General features: G+C 69.9%; 25 protein-coding genes. 13 read left to right on the top strand and 12 right to left on the bottom strand.

Going from position 1 to position 24,059, the window contains the following annotated elements:
- Positions 1–13: 13 nt before the first annotated feature.
- Positions 14–622 carry a maleylpyruvate isomerase family mycothiol-dependent enzyme gene (locus L3Q65_RS28225; RefSeq protein WP_237597117.1) on the bottom strand — a complete coding sequence of 203 codons (609 nt, stop codon included), beginning with the start codon at positions 620–622 and terminating at the stop codon, positions 14–16.
- 62 nt (positions 623–684) lie between these two features.
- Between L3Q65_RS28225 and L3Q65_RS28220 the strand changes: the two genes are divergently transcribed.
- Positions 685–1,641 (top strand): sigma-70 family RNA polymerase sigma factor, encoded by a 957-nt coding sequence (locus L3Q65_RS28220; protein WP_237597116.1) that lies wholly within the window; start codon positions 685–687, stop codon positions 1,639–1,641.
- Here L3Q65_RS28220 and L3Q65_RS28215 read toward each other — a convergent pair.
- The gene (locus L3Q65_RS28215; RefSeq protein ID WP_237597115.1) at positions 1,631–2,209 is read right to left on the bottom strand and encodes a helix-turn-helix domain-containing protein; all 579 of its coding nucleotides are present in this window, start codon (positions 2,207–2,209) and stop codon (positions 1,631–1,633) included. The genes L3Q65_RS28220 and L3Q65_RS28215 overlap by 11 nt on opposite strands.
- An 88-nt stretch (positions 2,210–2,297) precedes the next feature.
- On the opposite strand from L3Q65_RS28215, the gene L3Q65_RS28210 reads away from it, so the two are divergent.
- Together L3Q65_RS28210 and L3Q65_RS28205 are read left to right on the top strand one after the other, a co-directional pair.
- Entirely contained in the window at positions 2,298–2,861 is a 564-nt protein-coding gene (locus L3Q65_RS28210) for a trans-aconitate 2-methyltransferase (RefSeq protein WP_237597114.1), read from the top strand.
- Between the two features lie 40 nt (positions 2,862–2,901).
- Entirely contained in the window at positions 2,902–3,585 is a 684-nt protein-coding gene (locus L3Q65_RS28205) for a class I SAM-dependent methyltransferase (RefSeq protein ID WP_182890146.1), read from the top strand.
- Here L3Q65_RS28205 and L3Q65_RS28200 read toward each other — a convergent pair.
- Positions 3,539–4,867: an MFS transporter gene (locus tag L3Q65_RS28200; protein WP_182890147.1), complete on the bottom strand. Its 1,329-nt coding sequence runs from the start codon at positions 4,865–4,867 to the stop codon at positions 3,539–3,541. The genes L3Q65_RS28205 and L3Q65_RS28200 overlap by 47 nt on opposite strands.
- 84 nt (positions 4,868–4,951) lie before the next feature.
- On the opposite strand from L3Q65_RS28200, the gene L3Q65_RS28195 reads away from it, so the two are divergent.
- From L3Q65_RS28195 to L3Q65_RS28175, 5 genes are all read left to right on the top strand, one after another.
- Positions 4,952–5,767, top strand: coding sequence for a helix-turn-helix transcriptional regulator (locus L3Q65_RS28195; RefSeq protein WP_237597113.1), 816 nt, complete (start codon positions 4,952–4,954; stop codon positions 5,765–5,767).
- A gap of 160 nt (positions 5,768–5,927) precedes the next feature.
- Positions 5,928–7,508, top strand: coding sequence for an ABC-F family ATP-binding cassette domain-containing protein (locus L3Q65_RS28190; RefSeq protein ID WP_237597112.1), 1,581 nt, complete (start codon positions 5,928–5,930; stop codon positions 7,506–7,508).
- A gap of 83 nt (positions 7,509–7,591) precedes the next feature.
- Entirely contained in the window at positions 7,592–8,053 is a 462-nt protein-coding gene (locus L3Q65_RS28185; RefSeq protein ID WP_182890150.1) for a GNAT family N-acetyltransferase, read from the top strand.
- A gap of 65 nt (positions 8,054–8,118) precedes the next feature.
- Positions 8,119–9,159 (top strand): NAD(P)/FAD-dependent oxidoreductase, encoded by a 1,041-nt coding sequence (locus L3Q65_RS28180; RefSeq protein ID WP_237597111.1) that lies wholly within the window; start codon positions 8,119–8,121, stop codon positions 9,157–9,159.
- An 11-nt stretch (positions 9,160–9,170) separates the two neighbouring features.
- A complete protein-coding gene (locus tag L3Q65_RS28175) occupies positions 9,171–10,070 on the top strand; it encodes a sigma factor (protein WP_237597110.1) in 900 nt (299 codons plus the stop codon).
- Here the strand turns inward: L3Q65_RS28175 and L3Q65_RS28170 are convergent.
- Entirely contained in the window at positions 10,015–10,656 is a 642-nt protein-coding gene (locus L3Q65_RS28170; RefSeq protein WP_182890153.1) for a TetR/AcrR family transcriptional regulator, read from the bottom strand. The genes L3Q65_RS28175 and L3Q65_RS28170 overlap by 56 nt on opposite strands.
- An 80-nt stretch (positions 10,657–10,736) precedes the next feature.
- Between L3Q65_RS28170 and L3Q65_RS28165 the strand changes: the two genes are divergently transcribed.
- The 4 genes from L3Q65_RS28165 to L3Q65_RS28150 all read left to right on the top strand — a co-directional run bounded on the left by L3Q65_RS28165 (position 10,737) and on the right by L3Q65_RS28150 (position 16,759).
- Positions 10,737–12,212, top strand: a complete 1,476-nt coding sequence (locus L3Q65_RS28165) for an NAD(P)/FAD-dependent oxidoreductase (protein ID WP_237597109.1) — start codon at positions 10,737–10,739, stop codon at positions 12,210–12,212.
- A 70-nt stretch (positions 12,213–12,282) separates the two neighbouring features.
- Positions 12,283–15,591 (top strand): CHAT domain-containing protein, encoded by a 3,309-nt coding sequence (locus L3Q65_RS28160; RefSeq protein WP_237597108.1) that lies wholly within the window; start codon positions 12,283–12,285, stop codon positions 15,589–15,591.
- Positions 15,592–15,659: 68 nt separating this feature from the next.
- A complete protein-coding gene (locus L3Q65_RS28155; protein ID WP_237597107.1) occupies positions 15,660–16,193 on the top strand; it encodes a hypothetical protein in 534 nt (177 codons plus the stop codon).
- Entirely contained in the window at positions 16,190–16,759 is a 570-nt protein-coding gene (locus L3Q65_RS28150; protein WP_237597106.1) for a hypothetical protein, read from the top strand. The genes L3Q65_RS28155 and L3Q65_RS28150 overlap by 4 nt, the downstream gene beginning before the upstream one ends.
- Here the strand turns inward: L3Q65_RS28150 and L3Q65_RS28145 are convergent.
- From L3Q65_RS28145 to L3Q65_RS28135, 3 genes are all read right to left on the bottom strand, one after another.
- Positions 16,756–17,490: an ABC transporter permease gene (locus L3Q65_RS28145; RefSeq protein WP_237597105.1), complete on the bottom strand. Its 735-nt coding sequence runs from the start codon at positions 17,488–17,490 to the stop codon at positions 16,756–16,758. The genes L3Q65_RS28150 and L3Q65_RS28145 overlap by 4 nt on opposite strands.
- Positions 17,487–18,200 (bottom strand): ABC transporter ATP-binding protein, encoded by a 714-nt coding sequence (locus tag L3Q65_RS28140; RefSeq protein WP_237597104.1) that lies wholly within the window; start codon positions 18,198–18,200, stop codon positions 17,487–17,489. The genes L3Q65_RS28145 and L3Q65_RS28140 overlap by 4 nt, the downstream gene beginning before the upstream one ends.
- Positions 18,201–18,273: 73 nt before the next feature.
- Entirely contained in the window at positions 18,274–18,849 is a 576-nt protein-coding gene (locus L3Q65_RS28135) for a TetR family transcriptional regulator (RefSeq protein WP_182890159.1), read from the bottom strand.
- A gap of 150 nt (positions 18,850–18,999) precedes the next feature.
- On the opposite strand from L3Q65_RS28135, the gene L3Q65_RS28130 reads away from it, so the two are divergent.
- Positions 19,000–19,623, top strand: coding sequence for a response regulator transcription factor (locus L3Q65_RS28130; protein ID WP_182890160.1), 624 nt, complete (start codon positions 19,000–19,002; stop codon positions 19,621–19,623).
- A gap of 20 nt (positions 19,624–19,643) precedes the next feature.
- Here L3Q65_RS28130 and L3Q65_RS28125 read toward each other — a convergent pair whose 3' ends face one another.
- From L3Q65_RS28125 to L3Q65_RS28105, 5 genes are all read right to left on the bottom strand, one after another.
- Positions 19,644–20,282, bottom strand: a complete 639-nt coding sequence (locus L3Q65_RS28125) for a LuxR C-terminal-related transcriptional regulator (protein WP_237597103.1) — start codon at positions 20,280–20,282, stop codon at positions 19,644–19,646.
- 274 nt (positions 20,283–20,556) lie between these two features.
- Positions 20,557–21,762 (bottom strand): ABC transporter permease, encoded by a 1,206-nt coding sequence (locus tag L3Q65_RS28120; RefSeq protein WP_237597102.1) that lies wholly within the window; start codon positions 21,760–21,762, stop codon positions 20,557–20,559.
- The gene (locus tag L3Q65_RS28115) at positions 21,759–22,457 is read right to left on the bottom strand and encodes an ABC transporter ATP-binding protein (RefSeq protein WP_237597101.1); all 699 of its coding nucleotides are present in this window, start codon (positions 22,455–22,457) and stop codon (positions 21,759–21,761) included. Before L3Q65_RS28115 ends, L3Q65_RS28120 begins: the two co-directional genes overlap by 4 nt.
- On the bottom strand, positions 22,454–23,503 hold the full coding sequence (locus L3Q65_RS28110) for a peptidoglycan-binding protein (protein WP_237597100.1): 1,050 nt from the start codon (positions 23,501–23,503) through the stop codon (positions 22,454–22,456). Before L3Q65_RS28110 ends, L3Q65_RS28115 begins: the two co-directional genes overlap by 4 nt.
- Positions 23,500–24,006 (bottom strand): hypothetical protein, encoded by a 507-nt coding sequence (locus L3Q65_RS28105; protein WP_237597099.1) that lies wholly within the window; start codon positions 24,004–24,006, stop codon positions 23,500–23,502. The genes L3Q65_RS28110 and L3Q65_RS28105 overlap by 4 nt, the downstream gene beginning before the upstream one ends.
- Positions 24,007–24,059: the final 53 nt, after the last annotated feature.

Below are 24,059 nucleotides of genomic sequence, written 5' to 3'. Positions count from 1 at the left end.
GAGTGCAAGCCCGTCAGCGGTGCCGCAACACCTCGACGCCGTCGCCGTCCAGGTCGTCGAGGAACCGGGACCGGCCGGTCATGGCCATGATCAGCGCGAGCGTCGGGCCGGACACGAGGGGTCCCGAGCCGCCGGAAAAGTCGCTGTCGGTCGCTGCGAGGCGGAGGCCGCGGACGCGTCCTCTGGCGAGCACGACGAGGTCGGAGCCGAGGTAGTAGCGGGCTACCGCGGTAAGCGTTTCGAGCGGATACTCGTGGCGGATGCCGAGCGGACGGCGGATGTCCTCGCCGTGCACGACCGTCTCGCCGAGCATCGCCACCACCGGCAGCGGCGGTTTCGTCGTGCTGGTGACGACCCGGCGGAAGCGGGCCAACGTGTCGGCCGGGCTGTCGCCGAGGTGCTCGGCCAACCGCATCGCGACCTGCCGATCGAAGTCGAATCGGCAGCGGAGCACGCCTGCCGTCCAGCGCAGCGGCGTGAGCGAAGCGCCCGCGGTGAGGTGGGCCAGCACTTCCCGGACAGAGAACCCTTCGCACAGCGAGGGCGTGTTCCATGCGGCGTCGGACAGGTCGTCGGCCAGCGCGGCGCGTTCGGCGTGGATCTGCGGCCAGGTGGCGGTCATTCCAGGTCTCCTCGGTAGTCGTTGCCAGGTGAGACCGGCCGGATGCGGCAGAATCGTCGGTCGTGGGGGAATTTTCTTCAGCGGCTGCGTTCACCCGTGCGGTGGCGCCGTTGCGAGTGGAATTGCGTGCGCACTGTTACCGGATGCTCGGCTCGATGCACGACGCCGACGACGCCGTGCAAGAGGCGTTGCTGCGAGCGTGGCGCGGGCTGCCTGGGTTCGAGGGCCGCAGCACGCTGCGCACCTGGCTGTACACGGTCGCCACGCGGACCTGCCTGGACCTCATCGAGCAGCGCGGCCGCCGCGCACTGCCGGTCGACCTGGGTCCGGCGAGCGAGCAGGTCGTCCTCGGCTCAGCTCCGCGTACCGACGTGGCCTGGCTGGGTCCGTGCCCTGATTTCCCCGAGGCCAGTTGCGAACAACGCGAGGCGGTTGAGCTGGCTTTCGTCGCCGCGTGCCGCCATCTGCCGGGCAACCAGCGGGCGGCGCTGCTGCTGTTCGACGTCCTCGGCTTCTCCGCCGCCGAGATCGCCACGATGATGGAAACGTCGGTGACCTCGGTGAACTCCGCGCTGGCTCGCGCTCGTCGGACCATCTCGGCGCACGTTCCCGCCCGAACGCAGCAGCAGATCCTCGGCGACTCGCGTCTCCACGAGCTGGCGGCCGGTTTCGCGACCGCCCTTGCCGAAGGCGACGTCGACGGCCTCGTAAGCCTGCTGACCGAGGACGTCACCTGGTCGATGCCGCCGCTGCCGCACTGGTACCGCGGCCGCGCCGCCGTGACGGAGTTCGCCGTCCAGGTCCCGATGACGCGCTGTCCGAGCTGGCGCTTCCGGCTGATCAGCGCGAACGCCCAGCCCGCGGTGGCGTTTTACCTCGGCGGTTCGGGGACTGTCCCGCACGAGGCGTGGTCCATCACCGTGCTGACCCTGCGGGAGGGCCTGATCTGCGACCTCACGTCCTTCCTCGGCGCAGAACATTTCCCCGCATTCGGACTGCCCGCCACGGTCATGCCTTAGGCGCGGCCCGCACGTGCGCGCGCTGCCCCTGCCGTCCGATCAAGCACAGGTACTCCACTGGTTCCGCCGACGCCGCGCCGAACCAATGCGGCACCCGGGTGTCGAATTCCGCTGCCTCGCCCGGAGAAAGCGTCATATCGTGCTCGCCGAGCACCAGCCTTAATTGTCCATTGAGGACATACGCCCACTCGTAGCCCGCATGGGTCTTGGGATCGGGTTCCTGCTTCTTCCGTTGCCCGGGCAGGATGAACTTGTACGCCTGGATCCCGCCCGGACGGCGGGTCAACGGCAGGATCGTCACTCCGTCGGCGCAGCTGATCGGGCGGAGGTGGATACGCGGGTCGCCGGTTTGCGGGGCGTCGACCAGTTCGTCGAGGGTCACGCCGTGTGCGCGGGCCAGTGGCAGCAGCTGTTCCAGGGTGGGCCGCCGGTTGCCGGATTCCAGCCGCGACAGCGTGCTGGCCGCGATGCCGGTCTGCGCGGCCAGTTCGGCCAGCGTGACCTCCCGCTTCCGGCGCAGCTCGCGCAACCGGGGGCCGACTGCGTCCAGGGCTCGGTCGTCGTCCATTTCCCGAGTTTGACAGATTGGCAAGTTTGCTTGCCAGTCGTGCCGGAGGGTTTGCAAGCTGGGAGCAGGAGCCAGGAAAGGAATCGTTGTGCCGCATGCATTCGATCAGTCCTATTGGGACGAGCACTGGGCCGGTGCCGCCGGGCACGCGCAGCTCGAACCGCATCCGCAGCTGGTCGAGGAGGCGGGGAAACTCCCGCCCGGACGCGCGCTGGACGCCGGCTGCGGGGAGGGTACGGAGGCGCTCTGGCTCGCTGAGCACGGATGGCGGGTGACGGCGGTCGACCTGTCCGAGGAGGTGCTGCGGCATGCGCGCGAACGGTCGAGCGCGGTCGAGTGGGTGTGCGCTGACCTGCTGAGCTGGGCCCCGGACGGGCAGTTCGACCTGGTCGCCACGCACTACGTGCACGCCGCGGGTCCGCTGTTCGAACGGCTCGCGGAGTGGGTCGCGCCGGGCGGGACGTTGCTGGTGGTCGGACATCACCACGGTGAGCTGCATCCGCCGGAGTCGACGATCACCGTCCACGACGTCGGACTCGCTCCGGAGCAGTGGGAGATCACGGTCGCCGAGAACCGGACGCGGAAGGTGCCTGGCGGGGAATTGCACGACACGATTCTCTGTGCCCGCAAGGTTTCTTCGCCCAACGCGTAATCAGTGGCGGCCGGGAGCGATTCGGTAGTGCACTGGAGCGGTGGCGGCCTATGACGAGATCGCGGACTGGTACGAAGAGGAGTTTCTCCGCGCCCAGCCGGTGAGCCCGGGGGCGAGCGCGCTGCGGGAGCTTCTCGGCGAAGGCAGCGGCGTGTGCCTGGAGATCGGCTGCGGCACCGGCGTGCACGCTGACCTGGTGCGGCAGCTGGGCTGGACGCCGCTCGGCGTCGACCTGTCCAGCGGGATGCTGCGGCACGCCCGCGCCCGGCTGCCGATCGCGCAGGCCGACGCCGCGCGCTTGCCGGTTCGGGACCACAGCGTCGCCGCGGTCGTCGCGGTGTTGGTGCACACCGACATGCCCGCGTATTTCGCCGTGTTGCGCGAGGTGTCGAGGGTGCTGCGGCCGGGCGGCGTGTTCGTGCACGTCGGCGTCCATCCGTGCTTCTGCGGCGGATTCGCGGACCGCGGCGACCCGGCCGCAGTGGTTGTCCGTCCTGGCTATCTCGACGGGCACTGGACCAAGAAATCGTGGACCGATCAGGGGATTCGCGACAAGGTCGGGGCCACACACTGGCCGTTGGCCGAATTGCTGAACGGTTTCCGTGACGCGGGTCTGTCGTTCGACCGGTTCGCCGAGACTGGGACCCCGCTGCCGATCGTGCTGGCGGTGCGCGCGTTCATCGACGCGGAAGCAACCGAAGAATCACGATCGCGCCAACCGTGAGAGCCAGAATCCCGCCGCACGCCAGCGCGAGCGCGTGCAGTGGAGAACCGGGCAGCGCGGAGTAGTAGACCGCGCCGATCACCGCGACTCCCAGTGCTCCGCCGATCTGCTGGCCGGTCGCGAGCACGCCGGAGGCCATCCCGGCGTCGGCGCGAGGGACGGCGGACAGGACGTGGTTCAGCAGCGGCGGTACGAGCAGGCCCTGACCTGCGCCGATAAGCGCTAGCGCGGGGACGAAGGACCAAGGGGTGGTCGAAAGCGTGATCAGCACTGTGTAGCCGAGTCCGGCAGTCGCCGCACCGGTCAACGGGGCGTGGCGAACGCGGCCGCCGAGGAGGCTCATTGCGAGGAAGGCGGCGGCGAACGGTACGTACGTCAGCGCGGCGGCAAGCGGGCTGAGACCAAGACCGTCTTGCAGGGCAAGCGAAAGCACGAGGAAGAACGAGTTGATCCCGGCGTAGGTGAGCAGCACGAGGCACATGCCGAGGCTGAACTCGCGCTGCCGCACCAGTCCTGGCCGGACCAGTGGCGCGGGTACGCGGCGTTCGACGGCGGCGAAGACCGCCATCGCGAGTCCGCCGCCGGCGAGGCTGCACCAGGACCACAGCGGCCAGCCCGCTTCCCTCCCGGCGACGAGCGGTACGACGAGCAGGGAGAGTGCGACGGTCAGCACCGCGGCGCCGCGAAGGTCCAGTCGCGCGGTGCCGTTCGACCGGGTCCGGGGCAGGAAACGGGCGGCGAGAGCGAGGGTGAGCAGTCCGAGGGGGACGTTGACCCAGAAGATCGGCCGCCACGGGCTGCCGAAAAGGTTCGCGGTCACGAGCACGCCGCCCAGCAGCTGGCCGGTGACGCCGGACAGGCCGATGACCGCGCCGAGCGCGGCGAACGCCCTCGGCCGGTGCGGGCCGGGAACCACGACGTGGACCATCGCGAGCACCTGCGGGAACATCGCCGCGGCGCCGAGGCCCTGGACGAACCTCGCGGCGACCAGCCAGCCCGCGCCCGGTGCGGCGGCGCACGCGGCCGACGACGCGGTGAACACCAGCAGCCCGGCCAGGAACACCGGTTTGCGGCCGTAGCGGTCGCCGAGCCGGGCGAACGTGACGAGTGCCACGGCATAGGCGAGCTGGTACCCGGCGAGCAGCAACTGGAGTTCGGCGGGCGAGGCGCCGAGGTCGGTCCGGATGGCGGGCGCGGCGACGAACACGATGAACGTGTCCAGCACTGCCATGAAGACGCCGGTGAACAGGATCGCGAGCGTGCGCCAAGGTGCGGGGTGCATGTCTTGATCGTCGGCAGCGGGCCGGAGGCGGTGGTAGCGGGCGAATATGCTGGTATCGCCACTACCAGGACCGGGGAGGAACGCATGGGGTCCGCGTCGCGCCGCCGCGCTCTCGCGGACTTCCTGCGTTCGCGTCGCGATCGGCTCACCCCCGCGGAGGTCGGTCTTCCGGCGGGGCCGCGCCGGCGCGCGCCGGGCCTGCGCCGCGAGGAACTCGCTCAGCTGGCCGGGGTCAGCGTCACCTGGTACACGTGGCTCGAACAGGCGCGGGACATCACTGTCAGCAGGCAGGTGCTGGCGAGTCTCGCCAGGGAACTCCGGCTTTCCGAGACCGAACGGCAGCATCTCTTCTCCCTCGCCGAGGAACCGCCGCCGGACCGCGAGGCGACGTCTTCGCCGCAGGCGCTGCAGGGCATGGTCGACGCACTGGACCCGAACCCGGCGTACGTGCTCGACGCGCATTGGGACTTCGTGGCGTGGAACCGTGCCGAGGCCGCGCTGATCGGCGATCCGGCGCTGCTGCCCGCCGGGGAGCGGAACCTGCTGTGGCTGGTGTTCGCCGTGCCGCGGATTCGTGCGCTGCTGGTCGACTGGCCCGGCCAGGCCCGGAATCTCCTCGCGCAGTACCGTGCCGACGTCGCGCATCGGGCCGAGGATCCGCGCGCGGCCGGGCTGGTGCGGACGCTGCGCGAGGCCAGTCCGGAGTTCGGCGAATGGTGGGCCGCGCACGACGTCGCGCCGTTCGCCGGCAACCGGAGGGTTTTCGATCATCCGAGGGCAGGCGTGCTCGCCTTCGACTACGTGAAACTGTCCACTATGGACGAGTCCGGCCGGAAGCTGTTCACCTGCTTGCCCGCCGATTCCGGTACCGCCGCGAAGCTCGCGTCGCTGACCGTGTGAAATTCGGATGCGCGCCGCCGGGAAGATCTTTATCCTGGCGATCGTGATACAGCACCAGCTCTACCTCTGAGGGAGCACCGCCTCCACCGGTACCGCGCGCGTTCGCGGCACCGGCCCTCGTCCTTGTTGCTGATCACGTTTCATCGGAGGCATTTCCCTCATGACATCTCCGCTTTCGCCTGCGCTCGTGCGCACGGCGCATGTCCGGCTGTCCGACGTCCATGTCGCTTTCGGCGGCCGTCCAGTGCTCGCCGGGGTCGATCTGGTCGCTGCGGCCGGCGACCGGGTAGCCGTCGTCGGCGAGAACGGGCGTGGCAAGACCACCCTGTTGCGCGTACTGGCCGGAACTCAGCCGGTCGACCGCGGCGAGGTTCGCCGCGCGGGCCCGACTGGGGTCGCCGACCAGCAGATCCCCTTGGGAGACCAAGAAACCGTCGGCGATCTGATCGATCTCGAGCTGACGGCTGTGCGGACTGCGTTGGCCCGTTTGGAAGCCGCGACGACCTCGCTCGCCGAAGGACAACCCGGCGCGGACGACGCGTTCGCCGCCGCGCTCTCGGACGCCGAAGCGCTCGACGCGTGGGACGCGGATCGTCGGGTCGAGGTTTCGCTGGCCGCGCTGAACGCGGTCGACGATCGGAGCCGTCCGCTCGGCACGTTGTCGGTCGGGCAGCGGCATCGGGTGCGGCTGGCGTGCCTGCTCGGCGCGGGGCATTCCGTGCTGTTGCTGGACGAGCCGACCAACCACCTCGACGCGTCCGGTCTCGCGCACCTCACCGAACGGCTGCGCGCGTACCCGGGCGTGGTCGTGCTGGTGAGCCACGATCGCGCGTTGCTCGCCGACGTCGCCACATCCGTGCTGGACCTCGACCCGTCGAGCGACGGCCGTCCGCGCGGCTACGGCGGCGGCTACGCGGCGTACGTCGAGGCCCGGCAAGCCGAACGGGCTCGCTGGGAGGCGCTGCACGCCGGGCAACTCGCGGAACGGCAGCGCCTCGCGGACGACCTTTCCGCCGCACAGAACCGATTGCGCGACAACTGGCGTCCGGAAAAGGGCCACGGCAAGCACACCCGCGCGACCCGGGCACCGGGCCTGGTCCGCGCCGTGCACCGGCGGCAGGAGGAGTTGAGCGCGCACGTCGTGGCTGTTCCGCCGCCGCCGGCGCGGTTCGCCATGCCGGAACTGCCGCAGCACCAAGGAACTGTCGCGCTGCGGGCCGCCGGAGTGACCGTCGCCGGACGGCTGGACCACCCGGTCGACCTGACCCTCGGCGGTGCGGACCGGCTCGTCGTCACCGGCCGGAACGGAGCCGGAAAGTCGACGCTGCTGGCGGTGCTGGCCGGGACGCTGGAGCCGACGTCGGGCACGGTCACGCACGCCCGCTCGGTGCGGATCGGCTGGCTGGGCCAGGAATCCGACCTGCCGGCCCGGCGCACGGCCGCCGAGTTGCTCGAACAACGGTTCCCGGGTTCGGCCGACCTGGGCTTGCTGAGCGGATACGACCGGCACCGCCCGATCGCCGAGCTGTCGACCGGTGCCCGGCGACGGCTGGATCTGGCGCTGGTGCTGGCCGCGCGCCCGCAGGTACTGCTGCTGGACGAGCCGACGAACCACCTGTCCGCGACGCTGGTGGACGAGCTGACCGAAGCCCTGCACTCGACTCCGGCCGCGGTGGTGGTGGCGACCCACGACCGGCAGTTGTTGCGCGACACGGCTTCCTGGCCGAGGTTGGTGCTGTAGGCCGCTCCGATGTGGCGTTGGGTGCGCTCAACGCCACATCGGGCGCTAACCGCCGCGAAACATCCGACGGGCAGCCTGGGGCCATGCCTCTGCTGATCGAGCGAGCCGACTTCGCGGACCCGCAACTCCGGGTCTTCCTTCAAGCCCACCTGGACGACCTGGCCCCGACCGCCCCCGCCGAAAGCCGGCACGCTCTCGACCTGGCCGCACTTCAGCGGCCGCACGTCCGGCTCTGGACCGTCCAGGACGACCGGCGCATCGTCGGCACCGCAGCCCTCGCGGCGCTGGAGCCACGGCACGAGGAACTGAAAAGCATGCGCACCGACCCCGCCCGGCGCGGGCAAGGCATCGCTCGCACGCTCCTCGCCCACCTGCTCCAGGACGCCAAAGACCGGGGTATCGAACGCGTCTCCCTGGAGACCGGCAGCATGGACTTCTTCGCCCCGGCCCGCGCTTTGTACCTGCGGGCGGGCTTCACCCCGTGCGCGCCGTTCGGAAGCTACCGGGACGATCCGAACAGCACGTACTTGTCTCGGCGCGTCTGAGCTGTCACAGATTTTCCGCGACCGGTGTCCATCCGCTGAAAACCCCGAAAGCGGAGGAGGACAGCATGACGACGACAGTGCTCGGAGCGGGATACGCCGGGGTCATGGCCGCGAACCGGCTCGCTGGGCGCGGCGAGGAAGTGGTGCTGGTCACGCCGAACGCTTGGTTTGTCGAGCGAATCCGGCTCCATCGCGTGGCAACCGGTCTCCGGGAGAACGCCCGGCTCGATCTCGAGACCGTGTTGAACCCCGCCGTCGAGGTCGTCCAGGACACCGCGACCAAGGTCGGCGAGGACAAGATCCAGCTGGCTTCCGGCGAAAACCTGCCCTACGACACCCTCGTCTACGCGGTCGGCTCCGGGGCCAGCGACCAGAACGGCACCTACCGGATCGTCTCCGAGCAGGAGACCGAACGGTTCCGCGCTGCTCTCGCCGAGGAGCCGGACGCTCCGGTCACCGTCGTGGGCGCGGGTCTGACCGGAGTCGAGCTGGCCGGGGCGCTGCGCGAGGCGGGACGCGCGGTCAAGCTGGTCTCCACCACTCCCGAGCGCCGCGCGATCCAGGCGCACCTGCGGTTTCTCGCCAAACAAGGCGTCGAGATCGAGCTCGGCCGACGCGTCGATCCGGCCGGGCTCGACGGCCTCGTCGTGGACACCACCGGGTTCGCCGTGCCGAGCCTCGCCGCCGATTCGGGACTGCCGGTCGATGACCTCGGCCGGTTGCTGGTGGACGAGCAGCTGACCGTCCCCGGCCACCCGGACATCCTCGGCGCGGGCGACGCCGTGCACATCGAAACGCCCAGCTGCCTGCGGGCCGCGTGCGCGACGGCGTTGCCGATGGGGGCGCACGCCGCCGACGTCATCGCCGCGCGGCGCGAAGGACGAGCCGGGCAACCGTTCCGGATGGGCTACGTCCTCCAGTGCACCGATCTCGGCGGCGGGCGCGGGCGCGTCCAGTTCCTGCACCCGGACGACACCGAGCGCGCGATCGCGATCGACGGGCGGGCAGGCGGGCTCGTCAAGGAGACGATCTGCCGGATGACCGTGCGATGGCTCGCTCAGGAACGGGATCGCGCGGGCCGCTACTCGTGGCCGGCCGGTGCTTAGACTTGGCCGGCATGGATCACGGCGACGTCTTCACCGCGCATCGGCCGACGATGCTCGCCGCCGCCTTCCACATCACCGGATCGCGTTACGACGCGGAGGACGTCGTACAGGACGCGTGGGAGACCTGGTCCCGGGTGGACCTCGAGACGGTCCGCACGCCGCACGCGTTCCTGTCGGTGATGGTCTCGCGGCTGGCGCTCAACGCGGTCCGCGCGCAGCGTCGGCGGCGCGAGAACTACCCCGGTCCCTGGTTGCCGGATCCGGTGGTCGAGGGGGATTCGCCGGAGTGGGAGGTGCTGCATCGCGACGGTCTCGGCCAGGCGCTCGACTTCGTGCTCAGCACGTTGACCCCGGAGCAGGCCGCGGCGTATGTCCTGCGCAAGGTGCTCGACGTCGACTACGCCTCCGTCGCCGAAGTACTGGAGACGACCCCCGCGGCGGCCCGGCAACTCGTCTCACGCGCGCAACGAGCGGTGACCTCGGCGATCGGGGATTCCTTGCCGGATCAGGGGAATCGTGACGCCGAGGCGCTGGCGACGCTCGCGGAAGCGGTGCGGTCCGGCGAGATCGGCAGGGTGGCGGCGTTGATCGCACCGGACGCGGTCTTGTACTCCGATGGCGGCGGCAAGGCGATGGCCGCGCGCAAGCCGTTGTTCGGGCGGGATCGGATCGCGCAGTTCCTCATCGGGATCTCGACGATGGAGGAGGTGACGATCGTGCCCGCGATCATCAACGGCGGCCCCGGTGCGGTCTTCCTTCAGGACGGCAAGGCGACGACCACCGTCACCGTCCGGGCGGGCGAGTCGGGGGTGTCGACGCTGTGTTTCGTGCGCAATCCCGACAAGCTGACCGGGATCACTCTCGCCTGGCCGCGATCCCGTCGTACATCATCCGGCGCACGGCCTCGCTGACCCGCCGTTGCTCATCGGGATCCGGGTTGCGCAGCGAAGCGATCGCCGACGCCAGGATCATGCCGTTGATCGCCCGCGCGCTGTTCTCGATGTCGAGATCCGCGCGCAGGTACCCGAGTTCCACGCCGTGCGACAGGTACGCCGCGGTCAGTTCCGTGGCCAGTTCGAAGAAGTCCAGTACGCGCGCTGCCATCGCTTTGTCGATACCGGCGGCCTCGAACAGCAGCAGCCGCGGCACGCGCGGGTCCTCACCGAAGATCTGGGCCAGCGCGTCGCCGATCCGGGCGGTCTGCTCGCGGTAGGCGGCCAAAGTAGACACCGCGTCCGGTGCGTTCTCCGCGGTGAGCGCGGTGACGATGCGGGCGACCAGGTCGTCGATGACGTGGTCGACGATGTCGCGCTTGTTCTGGAAGTAGCGGTAGAAGGTGCCGTGCCCGATGCCGAGCTTCGTGGCGATGTCGGAGATGCCCGTGGCGTGGTAGCCGAGGTCGGCGAAGCAATCGAACGCCGCGTCGATGATCTCGCGGCGCAGTTCCTGCTTCTTGCGCTCGGCTCGGGTGGTGCGGGGGCTCTCCTGGGCTGTCACACAGTGCAGTGTATTGCCAAGTCCGCCGGAGTGACATACCGTTCCGTTACTGACAAGTAGTTCCGGACGAGAGGTCGGACATGGACGCGCAGTACGACGCAGTCATCGTCGGCGCGGGCTTCGGCGGCATGGGGGCGGCCATTCAGCTCCGCCGCCTCGGCTACCGCGACCTGCTGATTCTCGATCGCGAGGACGACCTCGGCGGGACCTGGCACGTGAACCGGTACCCGGGGCTGGCCGTCGACATCCCGTCGTCCACCTATTCCTACTCGTTCGAACCCAATCCGTACTGGTCGAGGCTGTTCGCGCCGGGCGCGGAGCTCAAGAAGTACGCCGAGCACGTCGCCGACAAGTACGGTCTGCGCGCCTCGATGCGCTTCGGCGCCGTCGTGACCGGCGCGACGTGGGACGGTTCCACCTGGCGGGTCAGCATCGAAGGCGGCGAGACGGTCACCGCGAAGTACCTGCTCACGGCTACCGGCTTCCTATCGCAGCCGAAGATGCCGGAAATCGAGGGCATCGAGAAGTTCGCGGGCAAGGTCATCCACACCACCAAGTGGGACGACAGCTACGACCTGGCCGGAAAACGCGCCGCGGTGATCGGCACCGGCGCGACGGCCGTCCAGCTCATCCCGGAGATCGCCAAGGTCGCTGCGGAGCTGACGGTGTACCAGCGCACGCCGATCTGGGTCAGCCCGAAGCCGGACTACGCCGTGCCGAAGCCGCTGCAGCAGGCGTTCGCGAAGCTGCCGCTGGTGCAGCGCGCGGTGCGGCTGGCGGGCAGTTCGGTCCTGGAGCTGATGATGATCTCCGGCGTCGTGCAGTACCGGCAGTTCCGCGGCGCCAACCGGATCGCCGAACGCTGGTGTCGCGCGCATCTGTACCGCCAGGTCCGCGACCCCGCACTGCGCCGCAAGCTGACCCCGGACTACTCCTTCGGCTGCAAACGGCCGACGTTCTCCAACGACTACTTCCCGGCCTTCACCCGCCCGCACGTGCACCTCGAAACCACGAGCATCGAACGGATCGACGAAACCGGGATCGTCACCGCGGACGGCAAGCGCACCGAGATCGACACGCTCGTGCTGGCCACCGGCTTCAACCTGTGGGACGTGAACTTCCCGGCGATCGAGATCATCGGCCGCGACGGCAAGAACCTCGGAAAGTGGTGGCGCGACAACCGGTTCCAGGCCTACGAGGGCGTGACCGTGCCCGGGTTCCCGAACCTGGTTTCGCTCAACAGCCCGTATTCCTACAGCGGGCTCTCGTATTTCACGACCATCGAATGCCAGATGAAGCACATCGACCGGCTGTTCAAGGGCATGCGTGCCCGCGGTTCGGACGTGTTCGAGGTGACCCAGCGGGCGAACGACGAGTTCCTCGACCGGATGAAGCACAAGGTCGGGCATTCGGTCTTCGCGCTCGGCCAATGCGCGACGGCCAACAGCTACTACTTCAACCAGCACGGCGAGGCGACCCTGCTCCGGCCGACCTCGACGATCAGCGCGCATCGGGAGGCGGCGCGATTCCCGTTGGAGGATTACAGCTTCGCCTGAGCCGTTGCCGCGTGCGCTTCGCGCCGTCCGTCAAAGAACGAGGGGACGGGTCGGCACGGAGGTGTGGTGCGTGAGCGGGGAATCGGGGGAGGACCTGCTGGGCTGGATCACCGGGGAGCGCGGCCCGGTGGCGATGCCCGGGGTCGAGATGCTGCGGTCGGTGGGGCTCACCGCGGAGAGCGCCGGCGAAGCGTCGATGCGAGGCGCGGTCCGGGCTGCCATCGAGTCCACGATCCGAGCGGATGCCGGCAGTCTGCCCTCGTTGCTCGATCTGTGGGCCTGGATCCTGCACGCCGCGCCCCAGTGCGACTGGGCGAACTTTGTGGCCGCCTTCGGCGCGGCGATGCAGGCCAGGTTCGAACGGACTGGAGCGCCGGACGAACTGGCCGCGGCGGTGAACGCACACCGTGCCGCACTGGACGTCCCCGGCATTTCCCCGGTCGCTCGAGCGGCGTGGTCGCTGAATCTGGGACAGGCGTTGCGCACCAGGTTCGGTCTGTCCGGGCTGGATTCCGACGCGGACGAAGCGATCCGTGCCACCGAGGAAGCGGCGGCGGGGCCAGCCGGACCAGTGCGGACGCTGGCTCTCCAGAACCTCAATCTGAGGTACCGCAGTCGTTACGAGAAGCACGGAGACCTCGCGGATCTGGACCGCGCGGTGACCGCCGGACGCGCTGCCTTGCCCGGGGCCCCGCCCGGCCATCCGGAGCGGGCAGCGCATCTGCAGAACGTGGGCATCAGTTTGCGCGCTCGCTACGCGCGGACCGGCGCGATCCGCGACCTGGACGAGGCCATCGGAATGCTCGGCGAGGCTGTCGACCTGGCGGTCGCGGCCGAAGAGCTGAGCAAATACCTGTCGAGCCATGCCGCAGCCTTGCTCGACCGGTTCAACCGGACTGGCCGGGTACCTGATCTGGACCTGGCCGTGGAGCTTTCCCGCCGGGCCGTTGCCACGACTTCCCCCGATGACCCCGGTCAGGCGGTGTACCTGCTGAACGCGTGTGCCGCGTTGCTCACGCGGTTTCGCGTCACTGGACAGGTGGCCGACCTCCACGAAGCCCGGGCCGCCTCCGTCCAAGGCGTCGCGGCCAGCGGCATCGGCCATCCCTGGTATCCCGCCATCGTGTCGAGCTTCGCCGAGGTGCTCCGGACGCAAGGCGAGTTCTTCAACGACCCGGAGGATCTCGACCTCGCGGCGGGGATGCACCGCGAAGCCCTGGCAGCCGTCCCGGAAGGCCACCGTGACCGGGCACCGCACCTCACGAACCTCGGGGCTTCCTTGCTCAGACAGGCGGAAAGGAACGATCAGCCCGAGGCACTGCACGAAGTGGTGAACGTCTGCCGCGAGGCGGTGGCCGCGACTCCGGCCGACGATCCGGCGCGGGCCGGACGGTTGTCCGGGCTCGGCAACGCGTTGGCGAGCCGGTTCGAGCGCTTTGGAGCCGCGAACGACGCGGACGAGGCCGTGGCGGTCCTGGCGGAAGCCGCAGCCGTCGTCCCGGCCGGCCATGCCGACCGCAACGGATGGCTGCACAACCTGGGTTTGGCGTTGTGGCAGCGCTACCTCCGCTACGGTCGCCCCGAAGACCTCGACCACGCAGCGACAGCGTGCGCCGAGGCGACCCGCGTGCGTGCCGCACCGCCGCTCAACCGGATCAGGACTGCCCGGACGGCCGCGATCCTCGCCGAGGAGAACAACGACCCCGCTGGTGCGGCCGATCTGCTGGAGACCGGCGTCCGGTTGCTGCCCGAGCTGGTTCCCCGCCGTCTTCCCCGCTTCGATCAGCAAGCCCGGCTTTCCGCCATCGCTGGCTTGGCCAACCGGGCCGCCTCGGCGGCATTGGCGAGCACGACCGGGTCCGCGCCGGAGCGTGCCGCGCGGGCAGTGACCCTTCTGGAGGCCGGGCGCGCGGTCCTGATCAGCCAGAGCCTGGAGACCCGCGGCGACCTCACCGGCCTGCGTGCCGTCCGGCCGGACTTGGCGACGAGGTTCGCCGAGCTGACCGAAGCTCTCAACCAGCACGCCGCCCAGCGGGTGCACACTGACCCGGGCCGCCGCGAATCGGCGTTCGACCGGTTCATGCTCATGTCCGAGGCCGCGGGCAGCCCCGGCGCGATCCGCGCCGACGAGGGGGCCGACCGGATTCGCTTGGCCGAAGACCTGGCCGAAACGGTGCGCGGCATCCGCGAGGTGGACGGGTTCGCGTCCTTCGGCCTGCCTCCGGACGCCGGAGAGCTGCTGGCGGAGGCCGAGAACGGGCCATTGGTGGCTTTCACCGTCACCGCGGACCGCGGCAACGCCTTGATCGTCACCCCGGACGGGATCGAGAGCGTGGAGTTGCCCGGACTGACCACCGAAGCGCTCGCAGAGCGGGCCGACGCTTTCCACCGGGCTGTCCGGTCTCCCGGCATGCGGGAGCTGACTCCAGCCGCGGCCCGGCCCGGCGGGCAAGCCGAACTGCACGCCGTTCTCGAATGGTTGTGGGACAACGTGACCGGACCGGTGCTGGACCATCTGGGGTTGTGCCGTACTCCGGCGGAGAGCGCCCGCGCGTGGCCGCGGATCTGGTGGATCCCGTGCGGTCAGCTCGCCCTGCTGCCGCTTCACGCGGCTGGCCACCACCGCGACCCGGCGACGCCGGCGCGACGCACTGTCCTCGACCGCGTGGTGTCCTCCTATACGCCCACGATCGGTGCGCTGCGGCACGCTCGCCGTTCCCGGCCGAGCGGCCGCCCGCTCCGCTCGCTCGTCGTCGCCATGCCCACCACTCCCGGGCTGTACGGCGGCGGACACCTGCCGCATGTCCGCGCGGAAGCCGAAACGGTCGCCGCCCTGCTGCCTGATCCGCTCGTCCTGAGCGCACCGCCTGACCAGACGGACGCCGGACCTGCCCTTCCCACCGCCCGCCGGGTCCTCGACGAACTGCCGTCGAGCGCGATCGCGCACTTCGCCTGCCACGGGACGCACAACCCGGCCCAGCCCGAAGCCAGCATGCTCCTGCTGCACGATCACGCCGAGGCGCCGTTGACGGTCGCGCACCTGGTCCCGCTCGCGCTCGACCACGCCCAGCTGGCCTACCTGTCGTCGTGCGAATCCGCACTGAACAAAGCCGGGCCCTTCCTCGACGAAGCGATCCACCTCGCGGCCGCATTCCAGCTCACGGGTTTCCCCCACGTCATCGGCACGTTGTGGGCGGTCGACGACGAGTTCGCCGCCGTCATCGCCAGCCGCTTTTACTGCGGCCTTCGCGACCAGGCCACCGCGACCGTCAGTGTCGGCGACGCGGCGCGCGCACTGCACGAAGCAGTCCGCGAGCTGCGGGACGAGTTTCCCGGCTTGCCTTCGTTGTGGGCCGCTCACCTGCACTTCGGTCCTTGACCCCGGTGGCCCGGGTGATGCGCGCCGGTTGAGGGAACCTCCAACCCTCGATCGGCGTCGAGGATGGCGTGAAGACTCAGCAAGACGTCATGGCCAGCCTCCGCGCGCAAGCCGAACCCGTGCTCGGCACGGGTGCGGCGGCGCGGATTCGCGCGTTCGAGAACGGCGACCTGTACGTCGAGGCGCGCACCGCTTCCACGATCTGGGCCTGGCTGGTCGACTTCCTCCTGGTCACCGGCCTGTCGGTGGCCGCGGCGGTGACGTACTACTTCAAGTCCTACAGCGTCGACGCAGCGGTCGGGGCGAGCGTGATCGGAATCGCGGGGCTGTTCGTGCTGCCGCTGCTGTACGGCTGGTTTTACGGCAACGGCCGCGGCCTCGGCGCGCTGTTCAACGGGATCCGCCTCGTCCGGCTTCGCGACGGCGGCCGGATCGGGCTCTGGAAGGCGGGCTGGGCGATGCTGATCCGTACGCTCGGCTTCGTGATCATCGCGCTCGGCGTGCTCAACGGCGACGTCACCGTGACGAACGGGGTCCGCACGAGCATCGACGTTCGCGAGACCGAACGGCTCCGCGCCGCCGGTTTCGTCCGGAAGCCGTGAGCGGATACCAGGTCCGTGCGGTCGCGGACACTCCCGAACAGCGGCTGCGCGACTACACGGCGCGGCTGCAGGCGATCGTCACCATGCGGCGGGTGTACCGGGTGATGACGGCCAGCCTCGCCGGGCTTTTCGGCGTCAGCGGGCTTTTGGCCGGACTGCTGGCCCATTCCGCGGCGGGAGGATTCAGTTTGGCGGGCGGCGGTGTTTTCTTCGCGGTGCTGTGGCTCGGCGGCGTACTGACCTGGCGGGGCAGGCCCGCGACCGAGCGTGCGTTGAACCCGGGATCGCATCCGCCTGCCGGTCGTACTCCGGGGAATGTGCGAGGCGCTTTCTTTGCCGCAGCGGGGATGGGCTGTTTAGCCGCTGTCGTTTGTGGACTGTCCTTTATGTCCAGCAATCCGCCGCACGCCGTGCTGAAACTGGCAATCATCGGGCTCGGCACTTTTGTGGTGTTCATCGTTTTGTTCGTCCCGCCGGGATATGTCTACGCGCAGTCCGATCAGTACTTCGCGAAATGGCTCAACCGCAACCGCGTGGCTTACCAGGCGGCGGCGCGCCGGCTCTAAGGGGTGCGACGGCGCAGCGTCGCCGCTCCGAGACCCAGCGCCAGTACCGCGCAACCGAGCACGACGAGGATGTTGCGAGTCAACGTCGTCGTCCAGTCCGAGCTGTGGGTCACCTGCGTAAGCGCTTCGACGGCGTAGGACAGCGGCATCACGTCCGACAGCCAGTGCAGTACCCAGCCCATCTGGTCGCGCGGCTGGAAAAGCCCGCACAGCAAGGTTTGCGGCAGCACGAACAGCGGCATGAACTGAACGGCCTGGAACTCGCTCGTCGCGAACGCGCTCACGAAAAGGCCCAGCGCCATGCCGAGCAACGCGTCGAGCACGGTGATCAGCAGCAGTGACCAGACCGAACCGGCCACCGACAGTCCCAGCCACCACAGGCTGACCGCCGTCGCGACTGCCACCTGCAGCACCGCGACCAGCCCGAACGCCAGCGCGTACCCGGCGAGCAGATCGAATTTCCCCAGCGGCAGCGTCATCAGCCGCTCCAGCGTGCCGGCGGTGCGTTCGCGCAGGGTCGTGATCGACGCGATCAGGAACATGATCACGAACGGGAACACGCCGAGCAGTGCGGGCGCGATCCGGCTGAACGTCTCGGCCGAGTTGAACACGAAGCGCAGCAACACCATCAGCAGCGTCGGCACGAGGATGAGCATCACCACCGTGCGCGGATCGTGCCGCAGCTGGGCGAGGATGCGGCGGGTGGTGGCGAGAGTGATCGAGACAGTCATCGCTGGGCCTTCACCAGGTGCAGGAACGCGCGTTCGAGGTCTTGTTCGCCGGTGGCCGCGCGCAGGGCGTCCGGCGAATCGTCGGCGAGCAGCGCGCCGTCGCGCATCAGCAGCAGCCGGGTGCAGCGGGCGGCTTCGTCCATGACGTGGCTGGACACCAGAAGCGTGGTGCCGTCGGCGGCCAGACGATGGAAAACGTTCCACAAATGCTCGCGCAGCAACGGATCCAGCCCGACGGTCGGTTCGTCGAGCACGAGCAGTTCGGGCTTGCCGAGCAGCGCGACGGCGAGGCTCGCCCGGCTGCTCTGGCCGCCGGAGAGCCGGCCGACCAGCGCGTCGGCGTGCGAACCGAGGCCGACCTGCTCGATCGCCTCGGGCACCGACCGGGACGGCGCGCCCAGCACGGACGCGAAGTAGCGCAGGGATTCGGTGACCGTGAGGTCGGCGTAGACCGCGGGCGCCTGCGTGGCGTACCCGATCCGCTTGCGCAACCGACGGCTCCCGGCCGGTTCGCCGAGCACCGTGACCGTGCCGCCATGGGTCACCTGCACGCCGACGACCGCGCGCATCAAGGTGGTCTTCCCGCAGCCGCTCGGCCCGAGCAGCCCGGTGACCGACCCGGGCTCGACGCGGAAGCTCACGTCGCGCAGCACTTCCCGGCCACCGCGGACGACGCGCAGGCCGTCGATGACCACCGCGGAATTAATCATGCGATTAATTCTGCGCGCGCGGAATTTTCGTGTCAAGCCCGGGTGCGCGGGGGTGTGCGCGGATCAGCCGAGGTCAGGCCTGGTCGACGTACTGCTGCACAGCAGGCGCGATCAACCCGACCACATCCTCATGCGCGGCCCGCGCCAGCGGCTCGACCTGCACGACGTACCGGACCATCGCGAGCCCGACCAGGTGCGCGGCGATCCCGGTGACCCGAAGCGGCGGGATGTCGAGCGCGTCCGCGATCTTGTCCAGCAGCGCGCCCTGGATGAAGCCGCGCAGCATGTCCGCGGCCTGTTCGGTGGTGGAGACCGAGCGCAGCACGCCGAAGAACGCGTCGCGGGAGGCGGGGGTTTCCCAGAGGGTCAGGAACAGGCGCACGAGCCGTTCGCCGACCTCGGCTCTCGGGCCGTCGAGGATCGCGGCCACTACGACGCCGGGGTCGGCCGGGAGGTGCAGCGCGGTCGCGAAAACCTGGTCCTTGCTGCCGAAGAAATGGTGCACGAGCGCGGGGTTCACGCCCGCCTCCGCGGCGATCGCGCGGATCGTCGCGCCCTCGTACCCGTTCCGGCCGAACAGGTCCCGCGCGGCGGCCAGAATGGCCTCGCGCGTTTCGGTCTGCCCTGGGCGGCGTCCCGTCCGTGCCATCGGCGTCCTTTCGTCCGCTCCAGTATCGCGGGACCATGGGCGGTACAGCTGGCTGTACCTGATCTTTACCCCGCGCGGGATCGCCGGTCGTCCCGCCGGGGCCTTAGGTTCGGGCTACCGGGGAGGACCGGACGGGCAGGGGGAGCGGGGATGAACGGGGCGGCGGTGCACGAGACAGCGGTCCGGGTGCTCATTCGAGCCTCGGATCCCCTTACCGACACCGGGATCCGGAGCTGGTTGCAGGCCCGGCCGGAGTTTTCCGTGGTCGCCGACGAGGTGGACGTGATCATCGTCGCGGCCGAGCTGCTGTCGGTGGAGGTGACCTCGGCCTTGCGCGGACTCAAGGCCACTGTGGACGCTCCGGTGGTCCTGCTCGTCGACGAGGAGGCCGCGGGCCCGGCGGTGCTGACCGCGGTGGAGTGCAACGTGGTCGCCCTGCTGAACCGCGAGCGCACGTCGAGCGAGCAGCTGGCCGCCGCGGTGCTGACCGCTTCGCGCGGCGGCGGGGTCCTGCCCCCGGCCGCGCTGGGCACGCTGCTCAGCCATTTCCGCCGCCCGATCGAACCCCGCCCGAAGCACAGTTCCGGTTTGACCCAACGGGAAATCGACGTGCTGCGCCTGCTGGCCGAAGGCCTCGACACAGCGGAAACCGCGGAGAAAATCAACTTTTCCGAACGCGCGGTGAAGAAGGTCATCCACGACATGTCGCAGCGGCTGGAGTTGCGCAACCGGACGCACGCGGTCGCCTACGCCCTCCGCAACGGCGCGATCTGAGGCGGGCAGGGCGCGGCGGTTCAGATGATGCCCGTCCGCAGCGCGTACGCGACCGCGTGCGAGCGGTTCCGCAGGTCGAACCGAACCAGCAGCGTGCTGATGATGTTCTTGATCGTCCGCTCCGAATACGCCATCCGGTCGGCGATTTCGACCGTGCCGAAACCGTCCGCGAGCAGGCCGAGGATTTCCACCTCGCGGCTCTGCAGCCGGTGCCGGTCAAGGAAACCCCGCGGGTAGCGGGCCTCGCCCTCGCTGGTGCGGAACTCGTCTGCCAACCGGGTCGCGCGGGCGTCTTCCGGTTCGGCCGACGGCGCCCGCGCGGCCAGTGCGTCCAGGATCTTCTCGCGCGTCGCGGAACCGCGGTACAGCAGCGCGGACAGGCCGAATCCGCCGAGCCTGCCCAGTTCGGCCTTCTCGATCCGGTCCGCGACCAGCACCACGCGCACATCCGCGACGAGCGCGGTCCGGCGGATCCGCGCCAGGTCGGCCAGGGTTTTCTCGCGGACCTCCGGCACGATCACGAGCAGGACGTCCGCGCGCGGGACCTCGCTGGGAGCCATCACGGCGTAGCGAGGCGTGCCGCGCAGGTAGGCGGCGGCGCCTTCGCCGCTGATCGGGTCGTTGGCGATGATCGCCACTCGTTCGGGCAATGCGCTCATGTCAGCTCACAGACCAGTCGTTCCCGGCGGCCGCGCCGCATCCTCCGCTGAGCCGAGGATTCGCGGTTCGGCGCGCGAGGTCGATCCCCCGCGCTGCCGGGACGCGGTAGTGCCTGCGATACCTCGGCAGCCCAGCATGAGTTAAGGAGTTAATCGAACGTTAGTGCTTGTAACCTTAGTTGAACGATAGCACTAGACGGGAGTCCAGTGGTGATAATTGCCCGCACGACCGGGTAGCGTTCACGCGTTCCGGTCGTGCGGGCCGTCCGCGGGATCAGGCCAGCGCCTGAGCAGGGGGAAGCCGCGCGGCCCGCATCGCCGGGTACGCACCGGCGATCGCGCCGACCGCGGCCGAGACCGCGACCCCGCCGGCGAGCGCGACCGGCGGCAGCACCGCGGGCCAGCCCTGGCTGAGCGCGTAGCCCGCCGTCGCGCCGACCCCGAGCACCACCCCGACGAGCCCGCCCAACCCGGACAGCAGCACCGATTCGGCGAGGAACTGCCCGCGGATCTGGCCTCGGGTCGCCCCGAGCGCGCGGCGCAATCCGATCTCGCGCCGTCGTTCCAGCACCGAGATCACCATCGTGTTCGCCACGCCGACGCCGCCGACCAGCAGCGCCACCCCGCCGAGGCCGAGGAACAGCGCGCCGTAGGTGTTCTTCGTCAGCTGCTGCGCGGCGAGCGCGTCGGACGGCCGTTCGACCGCGACCTCGTTCGGCGCGGCCGGGTTGATTGTCGCGGCGAGCACCGAACGGACCGCGCTGACCTGCGACTCCCGCGCGCGCAGATACACCGTGCTCGGATGGCCGTCGAAGCCGAAGACCTGTTCGGCGACGTCCCAGCCGATCAGCACGGACCGTTCGACCTCCGGCGCGAGCGGCATCGGGGCGAGAATCCCGACGACGCTGAACCACGACGAGCCGATCAGGACCTGCGGCGGCCGCGCCGGATCGAGATGGTCGATCCCTAGCCTCGACGCAGCTTCCGAGCCGAGCACGACCGCAGGGAAGCGCTGGTTCGCCGGGCTGAGGAACGTCCCGGTCCGGACCGTTCCGCCGAGCACCGGCAGCAGATCCGGCCGCGCGGCGAACACCGAGACGCCCGCCGAATCGTCCTTGCCGACCCGGTCGTTGCGGTACACCTTGGCGTTGACCTTGCCGACCTCCACCGCGCCCTCGACCGGCGCGATCCGCCGCACCATCGGGACCGCCGAGTCCGGCAGCTTCGCCGAGCCGCCCATGAGGGTCTGCCCGGCTTCGGCGCGGAGCAGGTTGGTGCCCATCGCGGCGAGCTTGTCCTGCAGCGCTTGGTCCGCGGACGCCGGAATCGCCAGCACGGCGACCATCGCCGCGACGCCGATGGCGATGCCGAGCGCGGACAGCATCGCGCGCAGCGGACGGGTGCGCATTCCGTGCGCGCCGAGGGAGAGCAGGTCGGCGGGACCGAGCCGGTTCGGGCTGGGCGGGGCGGGCGCGGTCATCGCGGTGCTCCCGCGAGATCGGCCGCGCCGGTGTCGAGGCGCAGTTCCCCGTCGAGGATCTCGATCCGCCGCGGCATTCCGGCCGCGATCTCCCGGTCGTGCGTGATGAGCACGACCGTGGTGCCGCTGGCGTTGAGTTCCGCGAGCAAGGACAGCACCGCCGCGCCGTTGCCGGTGTCGAGGTTCCCGGTCGGTTCGTCGGCGAGCAGGATCGGCGGCGTGTTCACGACCGCCCGCGCGATCGCGACCCGCTGCCGTTCGCCGCCGGACAGTTCGCCCGGCAGGTGCCCGGCGCGATGTCCGAGCCCGACCCGGTCGAGCGCCTCCAACGCCTGCGCCCGTCGTTTCCGCTTCGGGACTCCGCTGTACAGCAGCCCGCTGCACACGTTGTTCACCGCGGTTTCGCCGTCGTCCAGGAAGAACTGCTGGAACACGAAGCCGATCCACCGCGAGCGCAGCGCGGCGAGTTTGCGGTCGGACAGCTGCGCGACGTCGTGGCCGCGGATTTCGATCCGGCCTTCGGTCGGCCGGTCGAGCGTGCCCATCAGTTGCAGCAGCGTGGATTTGCCCGAACCGGACGGGCCGACGATGGCGGCCATTTCTCCGTCCGAAAAGGACAGTGAGACCTGGCGCAGCGCGGGCACGTTCCCGCCGTACGTGCGCGACACCCGATACGCGGCCAGCACCGGGATCATGACGTGGTCACCACCCGCTGGCCCGCGTGCAGCCCGGCGGCCTTGACCTCGACCTGTCCGCCAGAAAAGAGCCCGGTTTCGACGCCGACGAGCCGCCGCTTGCCCTGCTCGTCGACCTCGACCGCGTATCCGCCTTCGGCGAGCGCGACCAGCGCGCCGACCGGGACGACCAGGACGTCCTGGTGGACCTCCTTGGTGAACCGCACCGAAACCGGAACGTCGACGACGTCTCCGGCAGCGGCCGGGTCGTCCATCTGGATCTGGACGGTGACCTTGGCCTTGCCGGTTTCCTTGTCCTCGGCCGCGGTGCCGCCGATGTCGGTGACGGTGCCGGTCAGCGTGCGGCCGTTGAGCGACACGGACACCTTCGCACGCTTGACCGCGACACTCTGCTTGGTCGCGTCCAATTCGGCCTCCACGACGCGTGCGGTGCCGGTGTACTTGAAAACCTCGCCCGCGCCGGGGCCGCCGAGCTGACCGGCCACTGACGACACCCGGATCTCGCCGGGGACCAGCACGACGTCGGCCGGATCGAACGACCCGGTCTGCTCGAGGCCGAGCGATTTCTGCCAGCGTTTGAGCGCGGCGGCGGTCGCGGAGGTGAACTTCTCGTCCGGAGTGCCGAAACCGCCGTACCCCAGCGCTTTCAGGTTCTCCTCGAGCTCTTTGACGTCCGGGCCTTTGTCCACGCCGTCGTTGAGCACGCGATAGAACGGCAGACTCCCGTAGAACAGCGGCACCGGCTTGGCGTCCACTGTGTACGCCGTCTTGCCGCGGCCGAGCACGTCGCCGCGCCCGGGCAGCCAGGTCACTGTGCCGTTCTTCTTGCCGCTCAGCGTGGATTCCTTGCCGTAGCCGAGTTTCCCGGTCGCGTTCTCCTCTTCCTTCAGGTCCGATTTGGTCACTTCGGCGGTCGCCACCGGCTTCGCCGCCGCGGCCGGTTCGCCACCGGAAGCGACGTGGGTCAGCACGACGGCCGAGGTCGTGCCGAGCACGACGACAGTCGCTCCCGCGGCGATGAACCAGCGCCCTCGTTTCCCGGTCACTTTCCGGCCATTCCCATTCCGCACGCCTTGAGCGCTGCCTCGAATTTGGTCCCGTCGTCCTTCATCGGCAGCGCCCGCGCGCCGCCGTTCGCGTCGGGATCGGGCAGGTCGAAGCCGTGCTCGCGCATGCACTTGGCGTCCTTGCGGGCCTTGTCCAATTCCTCGGGCGTCAGCTTCTTCGGCATTCCGCCGCCGGGCAGCAGCTTCTTGCAGGCGTCGAGCGCCGCCATGGTCTTGGGATCGTTGGAGAAGTTGATGGTCGGGGCCTCGTTTTCGCCGGGATCCGGCGTGTCGACGCCGTGTTCGCGCATGCATTTCGCGTAGGCGCGCATCGCGTCCCGGTCCGCGGCGGGATCGGTCTTTCCGGCGGCGGCGTCCTGTTCCGGGCTTGCTTTCGGGCCGGAGATCGACGGCACCTGCGGCGCGGTGTCCCCGGACGAACACCCGGTGAGCAGCGCCAGCGCCAGTCCGGCCCCGACGGCCGCCAGACGTGCTTTCCGCATCGGGATTCTCCTTCGCTCGGGCGGGTCGTTCCCGCCGGTGGCCCAGTAGTACC

The organism is Amycolatopsis sp. FU40, from assembly GCF_021903635.1.
Lineage (GTDB): Bacteria > Actinomycetota > Actinomycetes > Mycobacteriales > Pseudonocardiaceae > Amycolatopsis > Amycolatopsis dendrobii.
This window is presented reverse-complemented; position numbering and strand designations above follow the sequence as displayed.

What these genes read in the sequence shown, in the direction of transcription:
- L3Q65_RS28225 (WP_237597117.1), bottom strand. Translation starts at nt 622, where the DNA reads ATGACCGCCACCTGGCCGCAGATCCACGCCGAACGCGCCGCGCTGGCC.
- L3Q65_RS28215 (WP_237597115.1), bottom strand. Translation starts at nt 2,209, where the DNA reads ATGGACGACGACCGAGCCCTGGACGCAGTCGGCCCCCGGTTGCGCGAG.
- L3Q65_RS28200 (WP_182890147.1), bottom strand. Translation starts at nt 4,867, where the DNA reads ATGCACCCCGCACCTTGGCGCACGCTCGCGATCCTGTTCACCGGCGTC.
- L3Q65_RS28195 (WP_237597113.1), top strand. Translation starts at nt 4,952, where the DNA reads ATGGGGTCCGCGTCGCGCCGCCGCGCTCTCGCGGACTTCCTGCGTTCG.
- L3Q65_RS28190 (WP_237597112.1), top strand. Translation starts at nt 5,928, where the DNA reads ATGACATCTCCGCTTTCGCCTGCGCTCGTGCGCACGGCGCATGTCCGG.
- L3Q65_RS28185 (WP_182890150.1), top strand. Translation starts at nt 7,592, where the DNA reads ATGCCTCTGCTGATCGAGCGAGCCGACTTCGCGGACCCGCAACTCCGG.
- L3Q65_RS28180 (WP_237597111.1), top strand. Translation starts at nt 8,119, where the DNA reads ATGACGACGACAGTGCTCGGAGCGGGATACGCCGGGGTCATGGCCGCG.
- L3Q65_RS28175 (WP_237597110.1), top strand. Translation starts at nt 9,171, where the DNA reads ATGGATCACGGCGACGTCTTCACCGCGCATCGGCCGACGATGCTCGCC.
- L3Q65_RS28165 (WP_237597109.1), top strand. Translation starts at nt 10,737, where the DNA reads ATGGACGCGCAGTACGACGCAGTCATCGTCGGCGCGGGCTTCGGCGGC.
- L3Q65_RS28145 (WP_237597105.1), bottom strand. Translation starts at nt 17,490, where the DNA reads ATGACTGTCTCGATCACTCTCGCCACCACCCGCCGCATCCTCGCCCAG.
- L3Q65_RS28140 (WP_237597104.1), bottom strand. Translation starts at nt 18,200, where the DNA reads ATGATTAATTCCGCGGTGGTCATCGACGGCCTGCGCGTCGTCCGCGGT.
- L3Q65_RS28135 (WP_182890159.1), bottom strand. Translation starts at nt 18,849, where the DNA reads ATGGCACGGACGGGACGCCGCCCAGGGCAGACCGAAACGCGCGAGGCC.
- L3Q65_RS28130 (WP_182890160.1), top strand. Translation starts at nt 19,000, where the DNA reads ATGAACGGGGCGGCGGTGCACGAGACAGCGGTCCGGGTGCTCATTCGA.
- L3Q65_RS28125 (WP_237597103.1), bottom strand. Translation starts at nt 20,282, where the DNA reads ATGAGCGCATTGCCCGAACGAGTGGCGATCATCGCCAACGACCCGATC.
- L3Q65_RS28120 (WP_237597102.1), bottom strand. Translation starts at nt 21,762, where the DNA reads ATGACCGCGCCCGCCCCGCCCAGCCCGAACCGGCTCGGTCCCGCCGAC.
- L3Q65_RS28115 (WP_237597101.1), bottom strand. Translation starts at nt 22,457, where the DNA reads ATGATCCCGGTGCTGGCCGCGTATCGGGTGTCGCGCACGTACGGCGGG.
- L3Q65_RS28105 (WP_237597099.1), bottom strand. Translation starts at nt 24,006, where the DNA reads ATGCGGAAAGCACGTCTGGCGGCCGTCGGGGCCGGACTGGCGCTGGCG.